The following is a 24,791-nucleotide window of genomic DNA, read 5'->3' on the forward strand; positions in this document are numbered from 1 at the left end:
TTCCTGCCGCAACGCGACCCTGACAATTCCCGTGCGCTGACGTGCACCCATGCAGAGGCCAAACCTTCCTGAGGGACTCCGTCCCTGGCGCGCGCAAGAGGAGGCACCCTCATCTTCCGCGCTGCGCTTGTGCAGACCTTCGCTGCGCTCGCCCTCCATTGCATTCCGGGGAGGGAACCCACCTCTTGCACTTGCCGCCCCTGCAGGCGTGGGCCTGGGCCAAGGCGTGTTTGTAAGCAAACACAGCACAGCCATTCAAAAACGGAGGACTCACCCCATGCGCACCAACGCCACCACGAACGAAAACAGCAACGTCGCTTCCCTTCCCGCAACCGCCAAGCCGCAGACCTCGAAAGAAGTCATCGCCGCCAACGTCAAGCTCCTGATCGAGCAGTTGGAAGCCGGACACTCCGAAGGACTCACCGCCTACCTCACAGCCATGGGACGCTTCCATAGCTACAGCCTCGGGAACATTCTGGAAATCGCACGACAGAAGCCCGACGCCACGCGCGTTGCAGGGCTGTATGCGTGGAACCAGCTTGGCCGCAAGGTGAAGCGAGGCGAGAAGGGTACCCGCATCCTCGCTCCGCTCATCGGTATCCGCAAGAAGAAGGACAGCGAGGCCGAGCGCAGCAAAGACCCCGCCGCCGTCAATCAGCCTGTACTCGTGGGATTCCGTGCCGTCTATGTCTTCGATGTCTCGCAGACCGAAGGCGTGGAGCTTCCCGAACTGAAAAAACGCGTTAAGGGAGATGTCGGAGCCTATCGCGAACGCCTCACCGACTTCATCACCGCACAAGGCATCGAGCTTGAATTCAAGGAGAGCATCGCTCCGGCTCTCGGGATGAGCTACGGCGGCCGCATTGCCATCTTCCCCGGTCAAGAACCGGCCGAGGAGTTCAGCACCCTTGTTCACGAACTGGCGCACGAAATGCTGCACAAGGCAGAGCGCAGGATCGCGACCACCAAGACCGTTCGGGAGACGGAAGCCGAGGCCATCGCATTCGTTGTCTCGCAGACGATCGGCCTTGAGACGGGACGAGCTTCTGCGGACTATATCCATCTTTACCACGGCAACGCCGCCCTTCTCACGGAATCCCTTGAAGTCATCCAGCGCTCCGCCGCCCTGATCTTGTCGGCTATCGAGACGGAGCAGGTCGCGGAACAGGCAAACGAGGCCGGGCAGACTGAAACCACGGCATCTGCTACGGAGGACATCACCGACGCCGCGCTCGTGGAGGTGGCGTAATGCAGACCATCCTCGACATCCTCAGAAAGGCCGGTGGGTGGCACCCCGGCCTCTACCTCAAGATCGACAACGCTCCCTATATGGAGCTTGTCATTGAAGCCCTCGACGAGTCCGGCCCCATGGGGCTTCCTGCCCTCTCGGTCGCGCACTACGGCGAACAGAACGGCGATCTCATGCGCGATCCCGAGATGTCTTTCGAGCTTGGACTCGGAGGAGGCGCAAACCTTGAGCCGTTTTACTGGTTATGTTGAGCTCAACATAACCAGTACTGTGTGAAGCGCCGGATTATGTGAAGCGGAGTCTCGCGACATAGCTCGGGCGCAGTGTTCACGCGGCTCTTGTATTTGCACTACTCAACATAGTTCGGGACTCTTCTCATGCCGACATCCGGTCGGCACGAGGAGACTATGGACCAGTCATCGAAGAAGGAGCTATCGCTCGCAGAGTGCGTGGCCAGCTATGACCTGTACGCGCGAGAGGTACGCTGTCTCGCAGCATCGACACGTGAGATTCAACGCCGCATCCTGCGGCGACTTTGCCGCTATTGCTTTGGCGATGGGACGATCGCATGGGATGCCATTTGCTTCACGGACATCGTTCGGTTTCTGACAGCCGAGTTCGAGCGCTATCCCAACCGGGGCACGCAACGCGCTTCGCTGACGAGCATGCGCACGATTCTGCGGTATCTCGCAGAGAACAACATGGTGCCGAAGGGATGGGACGAAGCTCTTCCCAGGACTGCGACGAAGCGTCACGCGCATCTTCCGCGACAGCTTTCGAGTGAGCAGATACGTGCTCTATTCAAGGCATCACAGGGCAACAGGTGGATAGCGCGCCGAGATCGTGCGTTACTGTTGCTGTTACTGCGGCTCGGTCTGCGCTGCGAAGAAGTTGCTCATCTCAAGTGGCAGGATATCGACTGGCAAGCAGGCTCTATAAGGATATGCAGCCAGAAGAGCCGACGCGACCGGATACTTCCGCTGCCGGAAGATGTGGGCAAGGCGCTTGTCGCCTACCTTCGAACCTTCTCCAGTGTCCCGCTCTGGATTTTTGATTCCAGTCGTTCAACCTTCCCTGATGAGATGAGACGCCTGCATATCAAGGCGATCTCGAAGTACCTCTTCAAGCGAGCGGGTGTGATCGGAGGTTCCGCGCACTCACTCCGTCATACCGTCGCCACCAGCATGGTGAACCATGGCGCGTCCTTTAAGGATGTATCGGACCTGCTCGGCCATCGCCATCTTTCTACGACGTTGATCTACGCCAAGCTGGACATGAAGGCGCTCGCTCAGGTTGCTCTGCCGTGGGCGGGAGGTGAGCGATGACCTTCGAAGCTCTGTCCCAACACCTCGAAGCATTCCTTGCGCTGAAGAGGACTCGCGCTAGGCGTAGCCCTTATTTTGAAGGCGACCAGCGTAGACGCCTCAGATATGAAGAAGCGCTGCTCCGGAGCTTTCTTGAACGATGGCGACAGCACGGATGTCCTTGGCCGATCCACACGGAGTTCGCGATGGATTGGGTGATGCTGGGTTCTTCGCTAGGCAGGCCCTATCGCGATGAGCATCGCCTGCTTGCCATCCGCGCGTTCCTGCTGCAGATTCGTACTTTCGAAGAACAGACGGGCGTTCCGCAGAGCCAGTTCCGGAGGCGGTATAAGCGCCGCGCGCCCTACATCTTCTCTGACCAGGAGATTCATCAACTTATGGAAGCAGCCGCACGGAACCCGCTCAGGTTTCGTGCGGCGACGGTCAGCACTCTGATCGGCCTGCTCGCCAGCACAGGCATTCGTATCGGTGAAGCTCTAAGACTGACGATGGCTGACGTGAGGCTCGATCGGACGCAAGCACACCTTTATATCCACGAGACGAAGTTTGGGAAGTCACGCAACGTTGTGCTCCATCCCTCGACCGTGGAGCATCTGCGGCACTACATGAGCGCGCGAGCAACAGCGTTGCGGGGCCGCCAAGCTGAGCCATTCTTCACCAACACGATCTGCCGACCGCTGATCTATAACCCACTCCGATACACCTTCCGCCAGCTGTTGAAGCAGACCGGTATCGCTCCGTCTGCAGGCCAACGCAGGCCCACACTGCATTGCTTCAGGCACACCTTCGCTGTGAAGCGATTGACGCTTTGGCAGCGTGAGGGCACCGACATTCGGAAGCAGCTTCCATGGCTCTCTGTGTATCTCGGTCACCAAGGGCCGGAGACCACCTATTGGTATCTGAGCGCTACGCCGGATCTCCTTCGCGATGCCGGTGCATTGTTCGATCCAGAACTGATGCCGAGAGGAGACCGCCGATGATGCTTGCAGGCCCTCTTCTCCAACGCTATTTCACCAACTACCTCATCGCTCAGCGACGACTCAGCCCACAGACGCTGGCGAGCTATCGGGATACGTTCCGTCTCCTGTTGCAGTTCGTGCAGTCGGAACTGAAGATCGAGCCTTCGCACCTTGCCATCGAACAGCTTGATGCGGAGATCATTCTGCGCTTTCTCGACAGCCTGGAACAGCAGCGCAAGAACTCTATTGTGTCCCGCAACCTGCGGCTCACGGCCATACGGTCGTTCTTCCGCATGGTGGCTCTCCATCATCCCGAGTGCGTTGGAACAGCAACACGCGTGCTCGCCGTTCCGATGAAGCGAACGGATACGCGGCTTCTGGAGTATGTCTCTCGCACAGAGATGGACGCCATCCTCAACAGCATCGATCGCAAGCACTGGTGCGGCCGGCGTGACTATGCCTTGCTGCTGACCATGTACAACTCCGGCGCGCGCGTCTCTGAACTGTGCGCTCTGCGCGCCGATCAGATCGGCAGCGGCAAGAACAGCTACGTCCATCTCCACGGCAAGGGCCGCAAGGAACGTGCGATTCCGCTATGGCCGTCCACCGCACGTATCTTGCGCGACTGGCTTCGCGAGAACACCGGGGGCATAGCCTTTCCGGGAGTTCGCGGCGAACCGCTGAGCCGCTTTGCCGTGCGACTCCTGCTACAGAAGGCCGTTGCTGCTGCATCGGCACACTGCCTCAGCTTGAAGAAGAAGCGCATCTCGCCTCACACGATCAGACATGGAACCGCTATGGCGCTCCTTGATGCGGGAGTGGACATCTCCGTTATCGCACTCTGGCTCGGACACGAGAGCATCGAGACCACCAACGGCTACCTCCATACAAGCATCGCGTTGAAGGAAAAAGCCCTCGCTAAGGTCACACCCTCAAGCTCTACATTCAAGCGCTTCAAGCCTGATGACAGGCTCCTTGCCTTCCTCGCGTCGCTCTAACTATGTGCAGTCAGAACGCTGATATCCCGCGTCCTGACTGCATTTCTCTGTCCGACTTCACATAATCCGGCGCTTCACACAGTACTGGTTATGTTGAGCTCAACATAACCAGTAGAACGGGTTCAGGTGTGCGCCTCCGGCGAAACCCAACTCGAAACACATCTCCGGATCGCGCATGGCGTCGCCGTTCTGTTCGCCGTAGTGACAGACAGAGATTGCAGGTAGACCACAGGGTCCAGATTCATCGGTCGCTTCGATAATCAACGCCATATACGGCGGATTCTCGATGCGAAGGTAGAGGCCATGATGCCAGCCTCCTGCGGCTTGGAGGATGCGGAGAACGGTGTCCATTAGGCCGCCTCCGCAAGTGCTGCATCGGCCTCGGTCGTCTGCGCTTCTGTTGCGCTGTCATCGATGGGCGGCTCCAAGGCCGCGAGGATGACGTTGGCGGTTTGCTGCACGACTTCCAAGCTCTCGGCCAAGAGTGAAGCGTTGCCGTGGTACAGGTTGATGTAGTCCGCTGACGCGCTGCCAGTCACTAAGCCAATCGCCTTGCCGACCACAAAAGCCACGGCTTCGGCCTCTGTCTCGCGTACTGTCTTCGTGGTCGCAGTGCGCCGTTCGGCCTTGTGCATCATCTCGTGCGCGGCTTCATGCACCAGCGTAGAGAACTCCTCGGCCTTCGACTGACCGGGAAGGACCGCGATGCGTCCGCCGTAGCTCATGCCCATGGCGGGGGCAATCTTCGGGTTGTAGACAATCTGGATGCCCTGCGCTCTGAGGAATGCCGCGAGGCGGTCAATGCTTTCGCCGGGGTCGCCCGAAACTTCGCGCAACTCAGGCAGGTCCACGCCGTTGGTCTGCGAGATATCGAAGACGTATGTATTGCGGAAGCCCAGAAGCGTGCGGGTGTTTTGCTTCGTAATGTCCTTCTCGGCCTCTTCGTCCTTCTTGCGGCGAACGCCAACAATCGGGGCGAGGATGCGAATGCCCTTGGCTCCTGCATTGACGGAACGGCCTAAGTTCTTCCACGTCCAGAACCCCGCAACGCGGGTTGCGGTAGGCATCTGCCGCGCGATCTCCAGCACGTTCCCGAAGCTGTAGTTATGGAAACGGCTCATGGCGGTGAGGTAGTTGGTGAGGGCTTCGGAGTGTCCTGCCTCTAGCTGCTCGATCAAGAGCTTGATATTGGCGGTGATGAGTTCCTGTTTGGTGGTGGGCTTCTTGCTGTCGATGGTGGTGGCTGCGCTGCTCATGGTGTCTCTCCTTTGCGGTTGCTTTTGCTTTTCATGCCATGCGTGGCATGTACCTACATGCCGAACGCCTCCTGGCGAAGGCGGGGCGGCAAAGCGCAAGGGGAGGGGTATCTCCCATCCGGAGCAACGCGGAGGACGAGCGAAGCGAAGGTCTGCACAAGCGAAGCGCGGAAGACTGTTGGGAAACCCCTTGCGCTGCGCCAGGGCGGCGCCCTCAGCGAGGTTTGGTTTCCGCAGACGTGCGCGTCAGCGCACAGGATCTTCAGGGGCGGGCGTTGCGGGGCCGGAACAGGCCCCGCTGAGGAGGGTGGCGGAAGACGCGCGAGCGGCTGGAGACAGGGAGGAGCGAAGCTTCTCCCGCAAACACAGCACAGAGTCGATCTCCGTCTCTTTCGGATTTCTCTAGGCCACCGAGTCCATCGGTTCTATGATTTGTTCCATCCGGAGAGGAGACCCACAACATGCCAGCGAACAAGAAGACCACGTCTGCAGCAGTCGCACACATTGCGGCGGAGATCCTCGACAACAAGAACTCCTCGGCAATCGCAAAAACGCTGGCGGCCTCTGCTTTATCCCAGCGCGCCATGTCGAAGCAGACCGGTGCCAAGATGGAGAAGATCGCCTCGTCGGCACTCCAGGACGGTCGTCTTGCAAAGGAGACTAAGACGGTGGCAGCCTCAGTGTTGTCGCAAGCGAACAAAGCCCGGAAGGCTAAGTGAAATGGCTTTGCGGGCTCGAACATAAGGCGGATTTGCCCACAACGTAGGCCAACGGTCCATGGGTGGATCCATTTGGCATAAAGCGTGTGCTCACGTCAGGCGAGAGGACACAGGCTCCGATTAGAACTCGGTTTGAGAACCGAAGAGCCATCCTTCGGCCCAGCTCATTGCAGCTTCCCGTTGCGGACATTCGGAAAGCTATCTGGAGGGGGATTTATCGGTTTGCGGGGGGGGCAGCATAGGGCTGCTCACGCTTCAGACCCAGAGCGAGGAGTACCGGAGCGACTTGCTGTAACCTTCGCGTCGAGGGAGGCCAACGCATTTTGGACCTGATCAAAGATGGCAGGGTCGTAGGCCGCACCCGACTTGAATCTCTTCGCCGCTGTGGTCGCTTCCGGTTGCGCGAGTGAAAACTCGACGTAGCACGCTTGGTACGTCAGCTTCACGTCGAAGGTATTTCTCGAACCGGAGGTTATTTCTACTGCGGGGAACCCGGTATATGTGAAGCGATTTACACGCAGGTCTTCCATAGCGGCTTGGGCCACCGCTCCAGCGAGATAGCATTGCAATAACCTTGCGGGTAGCTGTGTCATAAGAATGTGTCGCGACATGGGAAGGCTGCTTTCATGAATCTAACATCTGACGCTCCTCAAGCCATGGGTGCCGACCGTGCGTATCACATGGGTGACATGCAGCCTGAGCCTGGCGACAAGTTTTCTCGTATCCCTAGTTGACTCGGATTTCTGAGATGATGTACGTCGATATGTCAGCCCGGTTCGTCGAAGGATTCTGACCATGAGCAAGACGACTGTTAACTCGCCGAACTTACTGTCGTCCGTGCATGACGCAACGGCTGATCTGCTGAATCGAGTGGGTATCCATTCGGTGTTGGATTTCGCATGGCAGGATGAAGAGACTCCTTCCGATGACTATGTCGGGCTGGCGATGTGGTGCACGGACGCTCCATTCAAGCCGAGATCGAATGTTTGGGATCGCACTACTGCGCCCATCATGCCGAGCGAACGGGACGAGATCTTCTACAAGGCGGGCGAGGATTTCATCGGAACGATGGAATTGGCGAAACATGCCATCGGCATGGTTCTTTATAGTTTTGAGCATCGAAAACCAGACAACATTCTCGACGACACTCTTTCCTTCTGGGAATATCGCGCATCCGCGACGATTTGGCTGAACATCGCCTAAGACCGGATTCGAGACTTCTTTGTGATGGCAAGATTTGGGGTAACAGCGAAAGAGTATTCAAAGCTCCATGAAAAGAACGGACTCTACGCCCGACCGTTTCGCATGCACGATGGGACTGAGTTGAAGAAGACAAAGCGGGCCGCCCTTGCCTTGGTCAAGGACGCCGAAGCGTTGGGCAAAATGCGTCGGACTCGAAATGAGATTGTCCATAACGTCGCGTCGCGTCAGGGGAGCAAAGCAGTCGCTTCCCTCAAGACTCAAAAGGTCGAGGCCACGCAAGTTCCGTATGTTCCCCGCTCCATGAAGAACGCGCTACTACAACGTCAGAACTGGAATGAGACCGCCGAGCTGCTTCGTAATGAGCGGAATAAGGAACTTGAGGAGGCAATTCAGGTTCTGAAGGATTGGTACCTGCTCCTTGTTCATGCCGCAGGGTTGGTGTTTGAGTTCGAGTATTGGAAACGGATCAACAAATAACCCGACGTGATGGCACGAAGGATAGACTGTTTATCGAAAGCTCCCATCCATGCGACGACAACTAGACCGCGAAGCTCGAGCACTGTTGACTGTCCTTGTTGCCGCCCTCAAGGATGTTGTTCCGGACGATCCGAGAACCTTCATCACGTATTCCCAGGCTCACGTCCGGCTGGGAATTCGTGTGATCATGGGGCATCCCGGCAGAAGTCTCCAAGAGCAGGGGCTGAATTCACTTGCGCAGTGGGCTCATGAGAGTGATGTGCCAGCGATCACTGGGTTGATTGTACGAGACGCTGAACGCGATCCTGGCCAAGGGTATTTCAAACTCTACGGAAAGCGGGAATTGAGCGATATTCCCTGGTGGCTCGGCGAGATCCGTCGATCGAAGGGCTTCGATTGGTCTTCCTACCTCCAGGAGACGCAGCCGGAAATTGAATCCAAGAAGCGCATCCCGCCAGCGCCACCGATCACCGTTGCAAGCCTGGCGCAGCCAGACAGCCGCTTCTTTCTCAAGTCGGAATACGGTCCACTTTCGACCGACTGGCCTGTGGTCGCCTTCAGTTCGCGGTCTGTGGGAGATCGAATACAAGCGAACTTCCGACCGGATCGTGACTTCATCGTATACACCGGCACCGGGGACAAAAAGACGGCAGACCCGTCGCACCGCAGCCGCCTCTTATCGATCATGCGGATTGACACGACACAGATTCAAGCAACTTCCGAACTTATCCCGGAGGAAAGTTGGGCGTGGGCCAGCGGTCGGTATCCCGGCCAGTGGGAGAATTGCTTCAGGGCCGATGCGGGATGGAATTTCCTCAGTCTTCCATATAGCCGCGAGACGCTCCCCGTGACCTATCCCAAGATAGGTCTTCATCGTGGCGATGTTCTTGAAATAACCTCGCCGGAACTGGGCGGGTTGCTCAACCAGCGCCTCGTGCCGTTGGTGCTTCAACCTGTAAAAGAACAGCAGGACGCGAGTCCGGCCACTACGCTGCCGCCAGATTTACTTTCCGAAGCCAGACGAATCGCCAGCCTGATCTTTGCCCGCGTCTCGATTTCGGGCGAAACGGTATCTCGCACCGCACCGGAGCGCACCGCGCCGGACGATCTCGTTCCCAACATCCATCATCTCCTGCAGGCCGATCCACTCCTCTGCTACCTGTGCGGAGGAGCGATGCAGATTCGTCCGACAAACCGGCTTTTCCAACCGTCCCCTGACCGCATCGACAGCGCCCTGGGGGATTATGGTCCCGACAATCTCCGACTTGCCCATCTCGCATGCAATTTGGGTAAGAATGCGGCATCCGTCGATGAATTCCAGGAGTCGCTAGAAATGATGCGGCAACTGCCACAGTGACCGCCTTTTCAACTGTGGAGAATTCGGGCGTTGTCATACGAGAGGAGGACTAGACCATGTTCGAGTATGACGATGACGGGAAGGAATGGTTTGGCTACACCCTTAGTTCAGAGGAAGGTGATCCGACCGTGGTCATTGGCGTCTTCCAGGGCAATGTGCAGTACTTGGAATGATTGTTCAGGAAAATCAATCCGAGTGCAAAGAGGTTCATACTGGCGGGATAGTTGCACTATCCATAGCGGAGGATGCGCTTTCTGCACGTACGGCAGTGCCAATAGCAATGAGAGTCCAATGACGTTGGAACTGTCCGTTATGCTCAATGGGAAATAACGAGAGCTGAATACTGCTATGGTCTGGATCAATTTCAATGTCTTGAAGTGGAGCGCCGAAGAGTTCGGGAGGAATCTCGACGAGATTGTCTTGTCTACTTATTCGTTGGGGTTGGCCGGATTCTCCGAGGCCTTCGCGCGATCCCAGCATCATTTCAAATCTGGAGCCGCCGGAATTGAGGAGCAAGACGTCGGCTCATATCTGGGATGGATTGAGGAGGAATTTCGCCAACGAAGAGCCGCGCTCTCCGCGATGGCTCTGTCTCTTCTGGCGAGGGAAATTTATTCGTTTCATGAAGAGCTGTTGCGTGCCGTAAAGAGCCGCTGTGTTCTTCAGACCCAGCTCGCGAGACGAAGTGGTTTGCTGCGTCAGATTGCAGAGTACCGGGGGTATATTGCAATCGAAATCGAGAAGGGTCCAAACTTTGAAACCGCCCGCGAGATCACCCTTGCACGAAATCTTGCATTGCACCCGAACGGACGGTCACAGAGGGAATACAGGGAGCAAACGACGCAGCGGCTGATGGATGAAGCAAACGAGATGAATTTCACACCGGATCTCCTGATACAGTTCATCGAAGAACTCAAGGTTTACTCGACTTGGCTCGCTGCAACAGTCTCGGATAACTTACCACCTTCCAAATGAGATGGGCGTAACAACGATGATCGATTTCACGCTTAGGTCTATGTCCTATGACAGAAGCAACACATTTCGATATCGCACTCCTCTCTGGGTTGAAGCGCGAGCATGCGCTTGATCTTGTCTGGCCAATGGAAGGCGTGCCGGCTGGATTGCTGTCGTTTAGGTCTCCTTCAGAATGGCGGCAGTTCGTTCTATCGTTGAGTCTTCCCGTGGGTGTTCCCGAGATCGTGTCGGCCAAATACCATCGTGCGCAAATGCTGTACTTCCTGGCATGGCTTTATCCCGATTTGATCAAAGCGGGAGAACTCGTTGCCCTCACCACTCTGGAACTGGCGCTACGGGATCGATACGGCAGTAAAGTGAAGGGGCGACGCGGCGACAAACCCGACTTTTCTGCATTGCTACACTGTCTCAAAAAGGATGGCCTCACCGATGCGAAGATTCCCATGGTGAAGCGCTCAGGTGGCTCTGCCATGGGCTTTATCACGGGCAAGAACGAGCCCTCCTTGGCACAGCGCAGAAACTTGCTGGCGCACGGCGACCCATTTGATGCTCTTCCTTGTGGCGGACTTCTCGAACTGGCTCGCGATCTGATCGCGTATGCCTACCGCGAGATGATCACTCCCTGAACTCTTCCTCGCGATCCCGGCGCCGATTGGTGGATCTTATCCGTTCTAAGTGTCACTGACGAAACAACGATGAACAAAGGGAAAGCATGAACGCTCTTTGTCGTTGGTTTCTTCGGACGGGAGTTCGACTCCCCAGGCGTTCACTATAGAGGTCTATTGAAGAATCTTTTCAAGCAGAGCGGCCCTTCCTATGTGAGCAATAGCAAGTTGGAAAGACTCTGGTTTTAGGTCCGCAGGTCCAACCAGAGATGCTTTAAGCCGAACGGGGATACAGGAAACGTTCTGACGAGGGTATGAGAGAACTGGGTGATGGATGCGATCTTCCACCCCTCCCCCGACAGGGCAAGTTCTGGTAATCCCTTCGCAAGAAGGTAGTCATTGATCTCAGCCAGCAACGCCTCATTATCCATGGTTTGCCAATACCCGATCATGAGCGCAGACGGAAATCGTTTGGCGTAACCCCACTGGGGATCGACGAAGCGACCGACGCCATGTTCCACGTAGTTGTTATTCAATATCCATCGCGGATTCGTGGGGAGACCCAAGCGCTTGCATTCAACAATCAACTGAATAGAGCTCTTGCGAGGATCTGGTTCATGCGGATCTAAATATGCCCAAGTAAAATCGGGACGCTTGCTCTCCCGAGTGGCCCGTGCGACATCATCGGCATCAGGTTGATTGCAGCATTCCGCCACCGGACCGGGATAGATGCCTTCGGGGTCAAGCTCCCGTGACGCTCTCAGCATACAAAAATAGAGTTCGCGGTTGAGGGCATTCTCGTCTCCACTCGGGGCACCTTCGTGCAAAAGTTCGAGAGCCCGCAGAGCGACGCTGGTGAAATGAGCTTCACGCCTTGCCCATAGATCGTTTGAAAGGAACGTTGGCGTGCTCGCTGTCATCACTGGCGCTGAGTCTCCTGAAGCAGCATGGCCTGTAGCTGGGTGGCTTCGGCATCTTGCCGCGCCGCCGTCCTCGTCCAAAATCTCGTTTCATTCCTCTTTACGAGAAGAATGGTCTTCTCGGTGACGAGCCTTACGAAGCTGTCGATATAAATCGACCGGCTTCCTGCAGATTCGCGAGAGTTCTTATCTAAAAGCTCAAGCACGTCGGTCCAATTGTCCAAGGCCCCAGATTGTGTGGTTCTCGTGACGGATTGTTGATCGTGCAACGTGAACAACAACGCCAGAAGCGGCGCACCCGAGTGAGAAGAAAACAACTGCCATTCGACTCGCGCTTCGGCGCTCAAGTCTCTGGACCAGAGACGCAGAAAGAGTTGGATGTACCGTTCTATCTCCGTGTCGGGTGTGGTTGCAGCCCCCGCGAAGCCGATCCTCTTGGCTGGCAGGGGCAGAGGCCGAACCGCTGCACTCGCCTGCTTTTGATATAGAAAATCAAGTCCAGTCCCGCACATATCTGTGATGAGATCGCGCTCGGCGGCATTCAATTCGTAAAGATCAAACACCGCCTTGTTGAGGCGCATGACCAAATCTTCCAAACTGCTTGTTTGATTGCCGTCGAACAAGGTAACAGCCACATTGAAGTTGGAATTTCTCAACTCATCGACAATCTTGATCAAGTCAGTGACCATACCCGTATTCGAAGGCATGACAATCGGCATTCGAGCGATCGAAGCCATGGAGAGCTCATCATGCCACATACCCCACGAGCCGGTCGTGAGGAACAAGTAATACCGCGCCAGATCAGACCAGAAGATGCCGAGTAAAACCTTCTCTTGCCAATCCTGCAGACCGCGTAGACCGAAAGAAAAGATTGAATGCGTGAAGGCGAACTTCTTGTCTTCGAGCCTCACCGCCAATCGTCCCGGACTTTGAATTCCCCTGCGGACGAGTAAGCGATGGCCCTGATAGGCGCTCTTTGCACCGCGGCGACGCACAAAATCTGGCGCACGAGTAAAATCCCCAACCGGCAGAGGACCATAGCTCGTAAACGCAGAGCTGGGCAATACTTTGAAATTCTTTAGCCAATCGCTTGGTATACGACCGGCCTTTCCTTCGACGAACCCAATATCGGGATGGACGACGCTATCCGGGACGGATTCCGAGAGACGCGAGAACGAAGGATACCTCTCTAATGCCCGAATGAGCGCCTCGTCTCGGTAGCTGCCCCACCAGAAGATTTTCCAAAGATTCTCGTTGGCGAGACAGTCTCCTTGCGATATCCAATTCATGTCCGCTTTGCTAAGCACAACGGCCTGTGTGTTTTCCACAAAAGCAGTTCGCTTTGCTGACCAATATGCGAACCGATGGTCCGGATCATGCGGCTTTTTAGAAAAAACTACCGCCGCGAACGGAGCAATTGCTTCAGCTTTCCTCGTCGCACCGCGGAAAAAGAAATGTCGCACTTGAGCGAAGTTCACGACATGGTCGAGTTGAATCTGATGCAACCACTGCTTCCGAAAGCGGCGACTCTTGTCTTGTTGTTTGAAGAAGACGCCGGTGGATACCAAAAGTCCCGCTTTGCCGCCATCTCGCAAAAGAAAGTTCGAAAGATGCAGGAAGGCTTGCGATAGCTCGGTGTCGCCGATGGTCAGTTGATTGTCTCGGCACCAAGTCAGTGTAATCTTGAGCGCGGTTCTCCCAAGGGCATCATCAACCTTAGGGTAGCCCCAGGGGGGGTTGCCGAGAACTACATCTGAGGAGCGCATGCCGAATCGTTTCGCAACCAGATCATTGCGATTGGGTTGAGCGCATTCGAAGGCGTTGCCGTGGAGCAGAATGCTGAAGTATTGGTCCCTCTCCTCGTGATGAGCCTGACTCCACTTCAAGTTCGGCAGTCTGCGCTGTTCGTTAATTTCTCTTGGTTCCTGATAGTGCAGGAACGCCAGGTAGAGACTGAACGCAGCGACTCTTATGGCTTCTTCATTAATATCGATTCCTGCGATTTGATCGCGAAGGATTCTCCGTAGCTGCGGACGAGAGAGCCTCCTTCCTCCTTGTTTCCACACTTGATATCGCACGATGCGGCGATACGCTTCCACAAGGAAAATTCCTGAACCGCACGCCGGGTCCATCACTCTCGGTTCTTTGGCAAGAACGTCTTCCGTAAGAGTTCTTGTCAGAACAAAATCGACGAGGACGCTCGGCGTGTAGTGAGATCCGTGGTTCTTTGTTTTGCCTTGTTGTTCGTTGTAAAACTCCTCGTAGATGCTGCTAATCAACTCAATGGGGATAACATCGAAGCTGTAGGCATAAAAGAAGAGCTGCTGTTGATGGGATGTGTTTCCAATCAAGAGATTTCGCAGAAGAGCCAGATGTTCAGGCTTGACGCTGGATTGCTCGGCTTCGTCCACGGGAAACATATCGCCGTTGAAATCGGCCGCGAGCTGCTGAAACAAACGATACGTGAATGCGTGATCTTCCAGAACACGCAGATAACGGATTTGTTCCATGTCAGTGCTCGCCGCTGGCGTGGCAAGTTCTCGATGGAGGATGCGAGACCATTTCTGATTTGTCCGTGCGACATTTTCAAAGTATTCGGGCAATAGAATTGCTCGGTCTTCAAGGTAACGAATGAAGATCGAACGCCCGATAAGAGAGTGTGCGTAACGAGCTGGTAAGCCCTCGTCCAGTAGCTGCTGCCGTACGATTCGAAGATCGCGAATGAGAGCCTTATCGGCGCGGTTCCCTCCGGGGACGAATCCAGATGTCTCAAAGAAGCTGCCTGTCTCAATTTCTTCCCTTCGAAATGCTCGAAGCTCAGATTGGACATCGGCGATCGTACGAACTGTTTCACTAATGAGTCGGTCTTGGGCTTCTAAGGATTCGTCGGTGGCCACGGGAGGCTTACTCAAGTCATAGACCGAAAGTTCACCCGGGCGTGCGAGAAATAGAAGCTGTGGTCGAGACATGCACCAGATACGGTTGTAAAGATCCCGGAGAGAGGGCAGATCGTTGGCATCCGTGCGCGCAAACACGATGACGGGGTTCTGTTCGACGAAGAAAACCTTCTCTGCCCCGACAAATTTGGCCAGCGATAGCCAATCTCCTTTTTCCACCCAGTCACCGCGAGTCGCATCAGAGATCTGCTTGTCTGCGGACAACAGTTGGCCCTCACTGAAACCGAGACCAACGATCGCGGCGTTCAGTAAGACATCAGAGCCGATTGGGCGGGTAGAAGCCACTATGCCTTCCCGTAAATTGGAATTTTGCACATCATTGAGAGACCGCCTCGGCAAAGAACGGCAAAACGGATTGAGGAGGTAGCCTCAGGCCATTGAGGAACTTTGTTCGCAGATTTTCTATGATCGGATCGATTGGGACCAACGCTGCCGGCGTCTGGGTCAGCATGCCTAGTTGATTCTCGGCCCCGATCAAAAGCGAACTCTTATTTTGGAGTAGCGCAATACTACCGGGCCGAATCACCGTCTGTGCAGCCAAAGTGTGAAACAGCGATTCGACGCCAACATGCACCTGACTGATGCTTATGCCCAGACCATCGGTGAGCTCCCGCGTTACAGCCAGACCGACAAGATCACCGAATGAGAAGCGCGCCGCTTTACCGCTCTTTGTCGCGAGATAAGGTACATACTTCCGCCAATGCCTGATGGCCTCTTGGCCGATCCCGGTCACTGAGCGGGCTTGCTCTTGGGTGTATCGAAATTGCACATCCATCTCGTTGTCCTCAACGGGAAACCAAGGAAAGTATAACGAGAATTTTCGCTGTCGCCAACAATCTCTTATTCGCCTTATTTTCGCCTTAATGTGTAGTCCTGTCAAGGGCTCTCGGTTTCCCGCTACCCCGTAACAAATGATGCCGCGTGCGCGTGGCGCTTCCTGAGTGTTGTCTCCAACCGGGGGGCGCTTATTGGAGGAACTCTGCCGAATCGATGTAGAAGTCGGTCACCATGTTTGTTTCGTCGTCCTCGGGGAGGGCAACTGATAGTAATGTCCACCAGGACAGCCTCCACCTGCCAAATCTGACTGAAATCGGCTCAAGCGTGAAGTCAACGCCCAACTTGGGCAAGTATGAATTGTCGCGAGCCAGTGTGAGCGCAGACAAGACGCCGTGCTCTGTTACGGATCGACAGAAAACGTCGTAATCGCATTTCAAGATGCCATCACTTTGGACCGTCTCCGACCCCAGGTGTCCCTTACACAACAGCACGTACTCAAAGTCGGAGGAAGTGGTGACATGGTTTGTGAGCCCTCGATCCTTCAAGAAGGATGGATGGGCTATCAGGAATTCGCGAATCTGTTCCAGTTGATGGAGCCCCTTTCGAAGGTATTCATCGCGATTGATGACTTCACGGGTGGAGCTTCCGCTGAGTTGCCACTTTACTTCGCATACGACGAACTTTCCGGGGTCTGGTCCGCCAAGGAGCAGGTCTACATCAGGTAGTTGTTTCCCCTTCCATTTTGGAAGCTGAACGCCAGCGCCGATCCAGTGTTTGCCCAAAACATCCTTGGCGCTAGCCAAAAGGGCCTTTTCGCGACCACTCGTGTATGTGGAGTATTCATTCGGAAACTTTCGTATCAAGAGGGCGAGTACATTCCGTGGGAAATTGGAACGGAGAACCGCAGTCGGGGAGAGCGCAAGATAACCCTCGCCAAGATTCACGAACGGGGTCAAGGACACATCAGCATCCAACCGATTCGGGTCGAAGAGGAAGAGGTCCACCAGCGCATCCACCTGATCGATAGGACAAACCTGGGCGAGCAATTGTTTCCATGCCGACTCCTGCCGCCATAGGCTCGGCCAGTTCGGGCTTCTTTGCATTTCGGGGGGCTTGGAAAGGACGGTGATCCATTTATGGAGGTGTGAGGCAGCGCACAGCATGGAATAGGCACGGACTACTCCGTCCAACGTCGTGTCTCCTAAAACCGTGTTCATCGGCATTTCAATGATGTCTGCGAAGAACGATCGATAGCCTTCCGAAAAGTCATGCAGGAGAGTCTTGTCCATGGAGTATTGCAATCCGCCCATTTGCTCTATTTTCGAATTGAGGAGCGTCTGTACCATCTTTTCGCCATGCTCCTTCACCATCAGGTCTGGGAGCTGTAGGGCAACTTGCTTGTCTGCGATGCGGTCGCTAGAGGACGAGATGGAACCGAAAAACCTGAGCCGGGCATCGAGTTCGGTGCCCGGTGTATCGAAGCAAACGCTCTCCTTAGCGAGCAAAACGGCTTTCGCGTACCCGCGCGAATAGGATGTGTAAGCATCTTCCACCGTGGTATACAAACTCGAGGCTGCGATGGCTCGTTTCATCCGTGCCTCCAGATCCGGCGGAAGCACTGTCTTGGTATCCGATCCGAGGATCTCGATTTGCCGTAAGAGTACGTTGCACCCGTTGACTACGTTCAGCGAATAGCTTTTCAGAGAGACCGATGAAGCGTCGGTTGTCGTCCCATGTCCCGTGAGCAACTCCTCCATGATGTCTAACGCGGCGCTGCGCAGGGTGCTCTTCCAAAGCCCTGTGATTCCAAGAGTTTTCCGGAACGCGGCGTCGATATCCCGTTCGATGGAACGGACAAGTGCCTCCTCTAAAGGTTTTCCTTCCATACTGGAACCTCTTCCGCGAAACTGCTGCTCTGCTCCTTAGTTTCTATTTGGAATGCGGGAGATCAGAGGTAGGGCTAAAACAGACGAGCTACCGCCGCGTCTCTTGATCTTCAAGTCGTGAGATCAACTCCGGACGTGGAGTTGATCGTAACCGATGTCGTAGGTGTCCTCGGAAGTCCAGTCGCGTACCGTTCTCCAGACCACGTCAATCTCGTTGGGAATGGTGACGTCTTTGAACAATTCCGGGATCTCGTCTTCGCCGATCTCCGTGCCGTAGAAATCCAGCAGGACCACGCGACGACACTCGGAGTAATTGTTGAATTTAGCGGCTGCGGCTTCGAGCTGACTTTGTATTTGGGAAGTTGTTCCAGCCCTGGCGCTATCATCGTCTGGGTCATCGAAGCTCAAGGATTGCTGATGAGAGACAATGATGCCCGGCGATTGATTCTCCTGCTCGCCCTCTGGCACCTTCCGAAAAGACCAGCGCAAGGGTGTACGAGAACGAATCGGAAGTTGTTCTGGAGTAACTCGCGCCATCGCTGCCGCAATTTGATTGGCGATGTCGTGGATCTGCTTTCGGTCGAGTTGGTCAAACTCGCGGCTATTCAAGCTCAGTTCGTAGGTTGCGTCGCGATAGGAACCTCGCGTGTGCTGCCAAACCGTGTTCGCGAAGTCATGTTCTAACTGGTGTCGGTGAAGGTAATTGGGGGGCCAGACGACTGACTTCCGTTCAATCACCATCTGTTGTTCATTCTCGGAATCCGTGAGAAGCACCTCGGGCTCCTTACTTGTAACGCCTGAAATCTGAACGACATCGAGGCACCGTGTGAGGGCATACGCTGTTCCATAGACTCGATTGAGATGGTCAACGAAACCGTTGAGGCCTCCGCCGAGCCATTCACATTTACCTGGTTGCTCGAAATGGGTGAACATCAATGGTTCTCCTCGATGCACCACTCTACCGCTTCTGTACCCTGCCATTCACCAGCAATTGCAATCGCTATCGGCTTTGACGGATGATGGAGGTGGGACGGAACGCACCGTCCTGGGGTGTCGAAACCCCTGCAAAGCACTAGGCGCTCTTCGGACGCCTGATAAATCCCTACGCCTTTGCGGTCGGGGAGCCTGTAACGTATGTCCAGGCCCCTAAAGCTAAAGGTTATAGGAACCGTGCTTTGCCGGTTTTCGAACTCCCCGATCATGGGTTCTAGGGCTGTTTGCGGGGGCGTACCGCAGACGTTTTCCCACCCTTCCGATTGAGGAATTATGCTGATCCCGCATAATATTTCCCGGAAATGGTTCTTGCCGGTCCCCAAGGGACCGGGATTTGTGTTGCCCTTGGATAAGCGATGGAGGCATGGCTTTGTGCGCATGACAATTCCATGTGCGAAAGCGACGGGGTATCAGCGATGAGCGCTATTCGCGAACTGACCTTCGCGCCCAAAGGTGGGGGGCGGCTTCCGCTGCCGGAGCGATGCAGCCTTGATCTCTCCTGCTTTGAAGAACCCGAGGTACAAGACGCGCTGGCCGTCGCCATCGAAGAAATACTCTATGTCGTCACGTTTTCCGGGATTGAGTTGCAGGCGTTGGACGGCATGACGGTCACCTCGGACTGCCGTGCGGCTGCGTGCGCCCTGCAAGACCTTCCCCAAGGCCAGGTTCCGTTAGAAATGAATCCACAACCGGAGGTCGTGGAAATGGCACGGACGGCTGCGGTCCGCCGCGAGGGAGACCTGCGTTTCCATATCGTGTTGCGACGCGGCCTGGCGTTGTCGACACTTTCTCCAGAGCCAGAAATGCGAAGGTTGGCGCTGGGTTGCATCGCCCACGAAGCCGCGCATGTTGAACATGAGAGCCATCTGTACCGGATGTTTCCCGACAGCTATGGAAAGCCATTGGAGTGCGGCAAACGCTCGCGTCAGACCTACTTGAAGGCAGTGGATGTCTGGAGCGAATATGCTGCGTGCCGGTCTTCGGCGACGTTTCGCCCGGAAGCGATTGAGGAGTTTGAAGGAATTCTCTGCCGGGCGATCGAAGACAGCTTCGCAGCGGCACAGGAACAGATCAAGGCACACCGCGAAGGGCGCGGGGCAGGCGATGTATTTCGTGAGCTTCAGCAGATCTTCGGGGACGTATTCATTTGTGCCGGCTACCTACTTGGGTACGTCCACGGGGTGGAACGAAATTTGAAAGATCGCACCCCACGGCTGGACGAGGTCTTCCAGAAGAATCCGGAGGTGCAAGATCTCATAACCCGACTCGAACGTATCCTGCACGAACTTTGGCTGCGGGAGTTCGTCTGGGAATCCATCGAAGTCTTTGCTCCTATCTACGATCTCATCTGCGAGATGATGGCCCAATGCGGACTCGTCTTTGCCAGACATGGAGAGGAATGGCGCGTCGTGATGTACGAGGAGCGGGAAGCAATTGAAGCGGCCAGAGAAGCTCTGCAACGATGGACGAATTCGGTCGATGAACTGGAAGAGTAAGACACGTTGGCTCCCCACTTGACGATGTTCGCAGCCGAGTTCAGCGCGGAAGGTTCTGGACGAAGCGCTTATGGCGGTCTCTATGAACATCGAAAATGCGCTTCACGTATCCTCGACAAAGGATTCCACTCTTGAGGAAGCCACATCATCGACCAAGAGCTGAACGATCTGCAGCACGAGTTTTTGGACTGGTTCTTCTTCGCTAGGTACAGGATGTGAGATTGGAAGCAGTGTATGTCCTCCGTTGAGGGGACTGCCGCCCCGCCCCACTCGCTTGTGCATTAGTCAAAGTCGCGCAAGATAGTCTCCTGATCGAGCATAGAGCTTCGCTTAGCGTGACCACGTTGAGCATCTACGTCGCGCTGACTGACGCAGGCAAGATCATTGGGAAACAAGGGCGAACGGCACGGTCACTACGGACAATCATGTCCGCGGTGGGTATGAAGCGACAGCAGCGTTATGCGTTGAACATAGAAGGTAACAATGGCAGTAGCCCGACTCGGTTAAGCCACGCCTCACGAACGGAGACGCCTCAACGCTAAATGGGAATCCCTGGTCACAGACGAAAGGAAAGGCAAATGTTTTCAGCCGCGGAAGGCTGGACGCCAACTCGTGCGGCGGCGGTCTCAGGGTTGAAACAAGCTCATGCCGATGCCCCATTGCGACTTTAGTAGCGGATGCAGTACGGAAGATGCGCAACGCAGGAGTTACCTATGGTGATGCAATGTGTCAATTCCAGGAACGGTATATCGCGCATGTTCTGACGAAGCATAGGGGACATCTCGGGAGAACTGCAGAAGAGCTTCAGATGCATCGCAATACGCTCACTAGAGCGCTCTTGGGACTCGGCTTGGACGTATCCCAGATCCGACTGGATGCGAGACGGAAGCCTGACGTCAGAATACCGCTCTAATCCTACGTACCAGCCCAGTGTCGTAATAGTTACGAGGATTGGTCCTACAGCTATCGCTTAGAGACCGATGCCAAATCCTTCCACTTCGATCTGAGGCACGGATGGTGTAGAAGAACTGGCGGGACCGGGCGAAATCCCATCCAGCGATAGTCCCATCTCGATGCCTGGAATGATTCTCTCCGCTGTGAGCTCGCGGCTGTCTGACGTATACAGGGCGATATCGCGGATATGCAGAGAGAGTCGCGTAAGCACCTCCTGCTGCTGGGCAAGCTGTGAAGCATCACCGGTCGCAAGAACACGATTGACAGAGCCTCGCTGTGCTGTTTCGACGGCATACCCGTACTCGATGTGTCGAGCGTTATGAGAATCCAGTTCGACCGATCTACCGCTATCAAGCCTCACGGAGAGAGCATTGTCCTCGCCGATCCGCTCTACTGTGCCGAAGTCCCCACCATGGATATGAGCATCTCGGTCTGATGCGGTGAGGGTGATGCGCTCACCTAGAGCAAGGTCGCGTTGTTCCTCGTGGTAGACCGTACTCTGTGCGGTTAGGGTTTTCAGAAGCGCCGGATTGTAGGAGGTCTCGTTGCCATCACGAGTCGCAACAGTGAGCGCATTGGCGCGAGCATCGACGGAGAGAACTGTAGCTGTGCTGTTGTCGGCGATTCCATGCTCGGCGAGACTTCCAACTTTATAGTGAATCTCATCCCCCGGTGCGTAGTTTGCAGCGAGACGGGGATTTCCGAAGTGCTGCTCAACCAGGATGGGGACAGAACGGCTTTCCGGCGCAAGCCGTCCCTGCTGTCGCAACTCATCCCGGATGAGTCGGGTCAACTCCCGTCGCTCGCCGGCATCAGGTGCAATGACAACAGCACGATCTTCTTGGGCAGTGTAAGCAAGAGCGACGGCGGCGAGTCGATGTTCCGAGCTTGCATACTCATGGACACGCCCTTGCTCTTGTAACTTTGCCGTTCCGGTCGCAGGATCGTTTGCACGAAACGCGGCCACGGCCTGCTGGATTTCGGTCGTGGAATCCGACGGCCGGAAGTCGACAGCGGCGGTCTTCGAGATATCGGTCGCTAGCCGTTGGCCAAGGGTTTCAGCGTTATTGGTATACACACGCGCATCGTCCGAGGCCCGCGAGATGGCAACGTAAGCAAGCCTCGTGTTGATCAGAGCGTGCGCGCCGTCGGTGTCGAAGTGAGCGAGGACTCGGCCTGCGGTGAGTCCCTGCGAGCTGTGCGAGGTTACGGCGTAGCCATGATCGAACTGGCGAAACTCAGCGGTATAAAATGAGATGGTGGGCTCGGCCTTTCCATCCATTCGCACGGACATCTGACCGTTTTCAATGTTGGTGATGATGCCGAGATCCCGGTTGGCGACGCTGAGCTCTCTATTGGTTGAGGTCATTTGAATCCGATCGCCAGTAGCGAATTCGCGCTCTGTTTCGCGGAAGACCTGGACGCCACGCAACCGTCGCGGATCGTAGATCACGCTCGATCCGTTTGCAAGTTCGACGGTAAGAGTATTAGCTCTTGCATCGACGGCCCGGACGGTGGCGAAACTGTCCCGCTCGATGCCCTCGGCCTTGCTGCCGGTGGTGTATTGCAGCACGTCGCCGGGATTGTACCGCGCCGCCCAAGTGCGGTCGGCTCCGGTCATATCGGAGCGATGGGTCAGGGTGCGGAAGGTCTGCCCGTCTGCTGCCAAAACGCCTTTGTCTAATAGCTCGGCACGGACGGCCTCATTGATCTGCTGGCGGCTGCGGTTGTCGGGCGAGACAACGATGGTGTTCTCCGGCTGCGCGGCATAATCCCTGGCTATAGCCGCGATGCGTTCCTGCTTGTCGGGGATCTCGGTGATGCGCCCTTGGCTGGCGAGCATGTTGATGCCTTGCTGGGTATTGTTCTTCGCAAGCTCCTCGACGGCTTTAAGCAGTTCAGAGTCTTTTTGTCGCATGATGTGGTCGAGTTGCGAGGTGCGCATACCTGCATCTTGCATCTGCTCGAAGGGCTTTCCGGCATCCACGCCCTGATGCTGGCTGGTGTCGCCGATCACCAAGACGCGGTCATTGGGATTCAGTTTGTCGAGGAAGGCTCGCATCTGCCGAGTGCTGGCGAGGCTCGACTCGTCCAGCATGTAAAGGTGCCGCAATTCAGGGCTCGCGCTGGGGTGGTTTTCGCCACGCGCAAGAAAGCTCTGTAAGGTTGTAGCGTCGATTCCGACCTCGCGAAGCTGCGCCGAGGCGCGGGAGGTTGGGGCAAAACCCTCGACGATGTAGCCGCTTTTTTCCGCTCCTTCACGGATCGAAGCCAGCACAGTCGTCTTCCCACTTCCCGCGCGTCCCTGCAAGCCATGAATGCGATCCGTGGAATTGAGAACTTCCTCGATCACGCGTCGCTGCGTGTCGTTCAGGAAGCCCCGTGAACGCGCCTGCTCCTGCGCCAGTTCCGCATTCATGATGGGTTGGACGGCATTGCGTCCCGCAACTACATGGGCAATGTTTGCGCGTTCGGCGGTGATGGTTTCCGGTGTCGTGAAGCTGCGACCCGAAGCGTATTTGGCGGTCTCCACGGAGCGGAGGTCGCCGCGCTGGCGCCTAGCCTCGAAATCGGCGCGAACCTCGGCATAGGTTGTCTCTCCCATGCCGCGCCGCAACGCATCGCGGAAGATGAGCCGTTCATCTGCGACAGCCTCACGCTCGAAGAGACTGTCCCGCGCATAGGTCATGGCTTCCTTCGCGCGAGTCGCTCGATCTGGATTGCGTTCCTGGGTCTGAGCGCGTTCGCGGGCCTCCTGCACGACTTGTCGCGGCTGGTTGCCGAACTGGGCGGCTACGTTGCGATGGGCCTCCAGGACCTCTTCTCGCGTGAGGGTCAGCTTCTTGTCGCGAGTGGAGTGAGCTGCGATCTGCGCGGCTCTTGGGCCGCTCACGCCGCTCCTTTCCATTTCATCCCTGATCTGTTGCGACCGCAGGCTCGACGCATCGAGATAGGACTGGCTATAACCCTTTACCTCTGGTGCGCCGCTCTTTCCAGGCTCGATTTCGTAACCGAGATCACGCAACCGATACATCAATTCCGACTGATAAACCGCCGTGGCAAATTGCTTGCTTTCAAAGAATGGCCGTTCCTGAAGAGCCCTCGTCCAACCATCGGCCCGCTCGGTCACGTTGAAGATGACGGCATGGGTATGAAGCTGGGGCGCGGCGTAGCCATCGACGGGACGGGCAGTGTCGTGTTCAAACTTCGCTGCGATGAACTTGCCAGTGTTCTCGGCCGGGTTGTTGCCGCCGATGCGCGCGTGGGTGTACTTCTCCAGCTCGTTCAGTGCTACCGTGACAGCGGCGGCGTGGGCTTCACGGACCCGGTCATCCCCTCCGACCAGAGCCGTGAGCGAAACCGACTTCGGCGCGGAAAAGGTAGCATCCCAACCGGCGCGATGTTCGACTGCCTTGACGGTCTTCCCGCTGACCGTCTGGTACTCCACGGCCTCTCGGTGCCGAACCATCTGGACCTCGGTCTGCGGGTGCTGGCCCTCCGACAGACGGGAAAACTGCTGGGCGGTGACCTCACCGGAGAGTCCCAACGAGGTTGCGAGTCGCCCCTGCCATTCTCCCTTTATCTCGTCACCCTGTTTGTAATAACTCTGGGCGGCGGAGGTGTACTCCAGCTTGTGATACGTCTGAGCCTGGCCGGAGCTGAGCGCTTTTGGGATGGTCATCAT

Annotated in this window: 20 protein-coding genes and 2 pseudogenes; 14 read left to right on the forward strand and 8 right to left on the reverse strand. The window is 56.0% G+C overall.

The window, feature by feature from the left end:
• The first annotated feature begins 277 nt into the window (after window positions 1-277).
• The 5 genes and pseudogenes from CHB87_RS13500 (at window position 278) to CHB87_RS13520 (ending at window position 4,531) form a co-directional block, all read left to right on the forward strand.
• Window positions 278-1,249, forward strand: a complete 972-nt coding sequence (locus tag CHB87_RS13500; RefSeq protein WP_089408961.1) for an ArdC-like ssDNA-binding domain-containing protein — start codon at window positions 278-280, stop codon at window positions 1,247-1,249.
• Window positions 1,249-1,491, forward strand: a pseudogene (locus tag CHB87_RS13505) (DUF6908 domain-containing protein); the annotation flags it as partial. The gene CHB87_RS13500 and the pseudogene CHB87_RS13505, both read left to right, overlap by 1 nt.
• A 165-nt stretch (window positions 1,492-1,656) precedes the next feature.
• Window positions 1,657-2,574: a tyrosine-type recombinase/integrase gene (locus CHB87_RS13510; protein WP_176441743.1), complete on the forward strand. Its 918-nt coding sequence runs from the start codon at window positions 1,657-1,659 to the stop codon at window positions 2,572-2,574.
• 185 nt (window positions 2,575-2,759) lie between these two features.
• On the forward strand, window positions 2,760-3,554 hold the full coding sequence (locus tag CHB87_RS13515) for a tyrosine-type recombinase/integrase (protein WP_176441744.1): 795 nt from the start codon (window positions 2,760-2,762) through the stop codon (window positions 3,552-3,554).
• Complete coding sequence (locus CHB87_RS13520; protein WP_089408900.1) at window positions 3,551-4,531, forward strand: tyrosine-type recombinase/integrase; 981 nt, start codon at window positions 3,551-3,553, stop codon at window positions 4,529-4,531. Before CHB87_RS13515 ends, CHB87_RS13520 begins: the two co-directional genes overlap by 4 nt.
• Before the next feature lie 108 nt (window positions 4,532-4,639).
• On the opposite strand, the pseudogene CHB87_RS13525 reads toward CHB87_RS13520, so the two are convergent.
• Together CHB87_RS13525 and CHB87_RS13530 are read right to left on the reverse strand one after the other, a co-directional pair.
• A pseudogene (locus tag CHB87_RS13525) lies at window positions 4,640-4,882 on the reverse strand (DUF6908 domain-containing protein); the annotation flags it as partial.
• On the reverse strand, window positions 4,882-5,787 hold the full coding sequence (locus CHB87_RS13530) for an ArdC family protein (RefSeq protein WP_089408962.1): 906 nt from the start codon (window positions 5,785-5,787) through the stop codon (window positions 4,882-4,884). The gene CHB87_RS13530 and the pseudogene CHB87_RS13525, both read right to left, overlap by 1 nt.
• Window positions 5,788-6,248: 461 nt before the next feature.
• Here CHB87_RS13530 and CHB87_RS13535 point away from each other — a divergent pair, with 461 nt between their 5' ends.
• The 6 genes from CHB87_RS13535 to CHB87_RS13565 all read left to right on the forward strand — a co-directional run bounded on the left by CHB87_RS13535 (window position 6,249) and on the right by CHB87_RS13565 (window position 11,144).
• Window positions 6,249-6,506, forward strand: coding sequence for a hypothetical protein (locus CHB87_RS13535; protein ID WP_089408963.1), 258 nt, complete (start codon window positions 6,249-6,251; stop codon window positions 6,504-6,506).
• 795 nt (window positions 6,507-7,301) lie between these two features.
• The gene (locus CHB87_RS13545) at window positions 7,302-7,709 is read left to right on the forward strand and encodes a hypothetical protein (protein WP_089408965.1); all 408 of its coding nucleotides are present in this window, start codon (window positions 7,302-7,304) and stop codon (window positions 7,707-7,709) included.
• Window positions 7,710-7,733: 24 nt separating this feature from the next.
• A complete protein-coding gene (locus CHB87_RS13550) occupies window positions 7,734-8,186 on the forward strand; it encodes a hypothetical protein (protein ID WP_142988353.1) in 453 nt (150 codons plus the stop codon).
• An 85-nt stretch (window positions 8,187-8,271) separates the two neighbouring features.
• The gene (locus CHB87_RS13555) at window positions 8,272-9,543 is read left to right on the forward strand and encodes a hypothetical protein (protein ID WP_089408967.1); all 1,272 of its coding nucleotides are present in this window, start codon (window positions 8,272-8,274) and stop codon (window positions 9,541-9,543) included.
• Window positions 9,544-9,891: 348 nt separating this feature from the next.
• Window positions 9,892-10,518: a hypothetical protein gene (locus CHB87_RS13560; RefSeq protein WP_089408968.1), complete on the forward strand. Its 627-nt coding sequence runs from the start codon at window positions 9,892-9,894 to the stop codon at window positions 10,516-10,518.
• A gap of 47 nt (window positions 10,519-10,565) precedes the next feature.
• Window positions 10,566-11,144 (forward strand): hypothetical protein, encoded by a 579-nt coding sequence (locus CHB87_RS13565; protein WP_089408969.1) that lies wholly within the window; start codon window positions 10,566-10,568, stop codon window positions 11,142-11,144.
• A gap of 224 nt (window positions 11,145-11,368) precedes the next feature.
• On the opposite strand, the gene CHB87_RS21975 is transcribed toward CHB87_RS13565, so the two are convergent.
• From CHB87_RS21975 to CHB87_RS13590, 5 genes are all read right to left on the reverse strand, one after another.
• Window positions 11,369-12,043 carry a hypothetical protein gene (locus tag CHB87_RS21975; RefSeq protein ID WP_142988354.1) on the reverse strand — a complete coding sequence of 225 codons (675 nt, stop codon included), beginning with the start codon at window positions 12,041-12,043 and terminating at the stop codon, window positions 11,369-11,371.
• On the reverse strand, window positions 12,043-15,285 hold the full coding sequence (locus CHB87_RS13575) for an HsdM family class I SAM-dependent methyltransferase (protein ID WP_089408971.1): 3,243 nt from the start codon (window positions 15,283-15,285) through the stop codon (window positions 12,043-12,045). Before CHB87_RS13575 ends, CHB87_RS21975 begins: the two co-directional genes overlap by 1 nt.
• 31 nt (window positions 15,286-15,316) lie before the next feature.
• On the reverse strand, window positions 15,317-15,775 hold the full coding sequence (locus tag CHB87_RS13580; RefSeq protein ID WP_089408972.1) for a hypothetical protein: 459 nt from the start codon (window positions 15,773-15,775) through the stop codon (window positions 15,317-15,319).
• Between the two features lie 190 nt (window positions 15,776-15,965).
• Window positions 15,966-17,663 carry a hypothetical protein gene (locus CHB87_RS13585; RefSeq protein WP_089408973.1) on the reverse strand — a complete coding sequence of 566 codons (1,698 nt, stop codon included), beginning with the start codon at window positions 17,661-17,663 and terminating at the stop codon, window positions 15,966-15,968.
• Between the two features lie 123 nt (window positions 17,664-17,786).
• Window positions 17,787-18,596 (reverse strand): hypothetical protein, encoded by an 810-nt coding sequence (locus tag CHB87_RS13590; RefSeq protein ID WP_089408974.1) that lies wholly within the window; start codon window positions 18,594-18,596, stop codon window positions 17,787-17,789.
• Between the two features lie 416 nt (window positions 18,597-19,012).
• Here CHB87_RS13590 and CHB87_RS13595 point away from each other — a divergent pair, with 416 nt between their 5' ends.
• From CHB87_RS13595 to CHB87_RS22925, 3 genes are all read left to right on the forward strand, one after another.
• Window positions 19,013-20,152 (forward strand): hypothetical protein, encoded by a 1,140-nt coding sequence (locus CHB87_RS13595; RefSeq protein ID WP_245817984.1) that lies wholly within the window; start codon window positions 19,013-19,015, stop codon window positions 20,150-20,152.
• A gap of 308 nt (window positions 20,153-20,460) precedes the next feature.
• A complete protein-coding gene (locus CHB87_RS13600; RefSeq protein WP_089408975.1) occupies window positions 20,461-20,694 on the forward strand; it encodes a KH domain-containing protein in 234 nt (77 codons plus the stop codon).
• Between the two features lie 182 nt (window positions 20,695-20,876).
• Complete coding sequence (locus CHB87_RS22925) at window positions 20,877-21,065, forward strand: helix-turn-helix domain-containing protein (RefSeq protein WP_425432483.1); 189 nt, start codon at window positions 20,877-20,879, stop codon at window positions 21,063-21,065.
• A gap of 57 nt (window positions 21,066-21,122) precedes the next feature.
• Here the strand turns inward: CHB87_RS22925 and mobF are convergent, their stop codons facing one another.
• Entirely contained in the window at window positions 21,123-24,791 is a 3,669-nt protein-coding gene (gene mobF / locus CHB87_RS13610; RefSeq protein ID WP_089408977.1) for a MobF family relaxase, read from the reverse strand.

The sequence above is a fragment of the Granulicella rosea genome, from assembly GCF_900188085.1.
In the GTDB taxonomy this organism is placed as follows: domain Bacteria; phylum Acidobacteriota; class Terriglobia; order Terriglobales; family Acidobacteriaceae; genus Edaphobacter; species Edaphobacter rosea.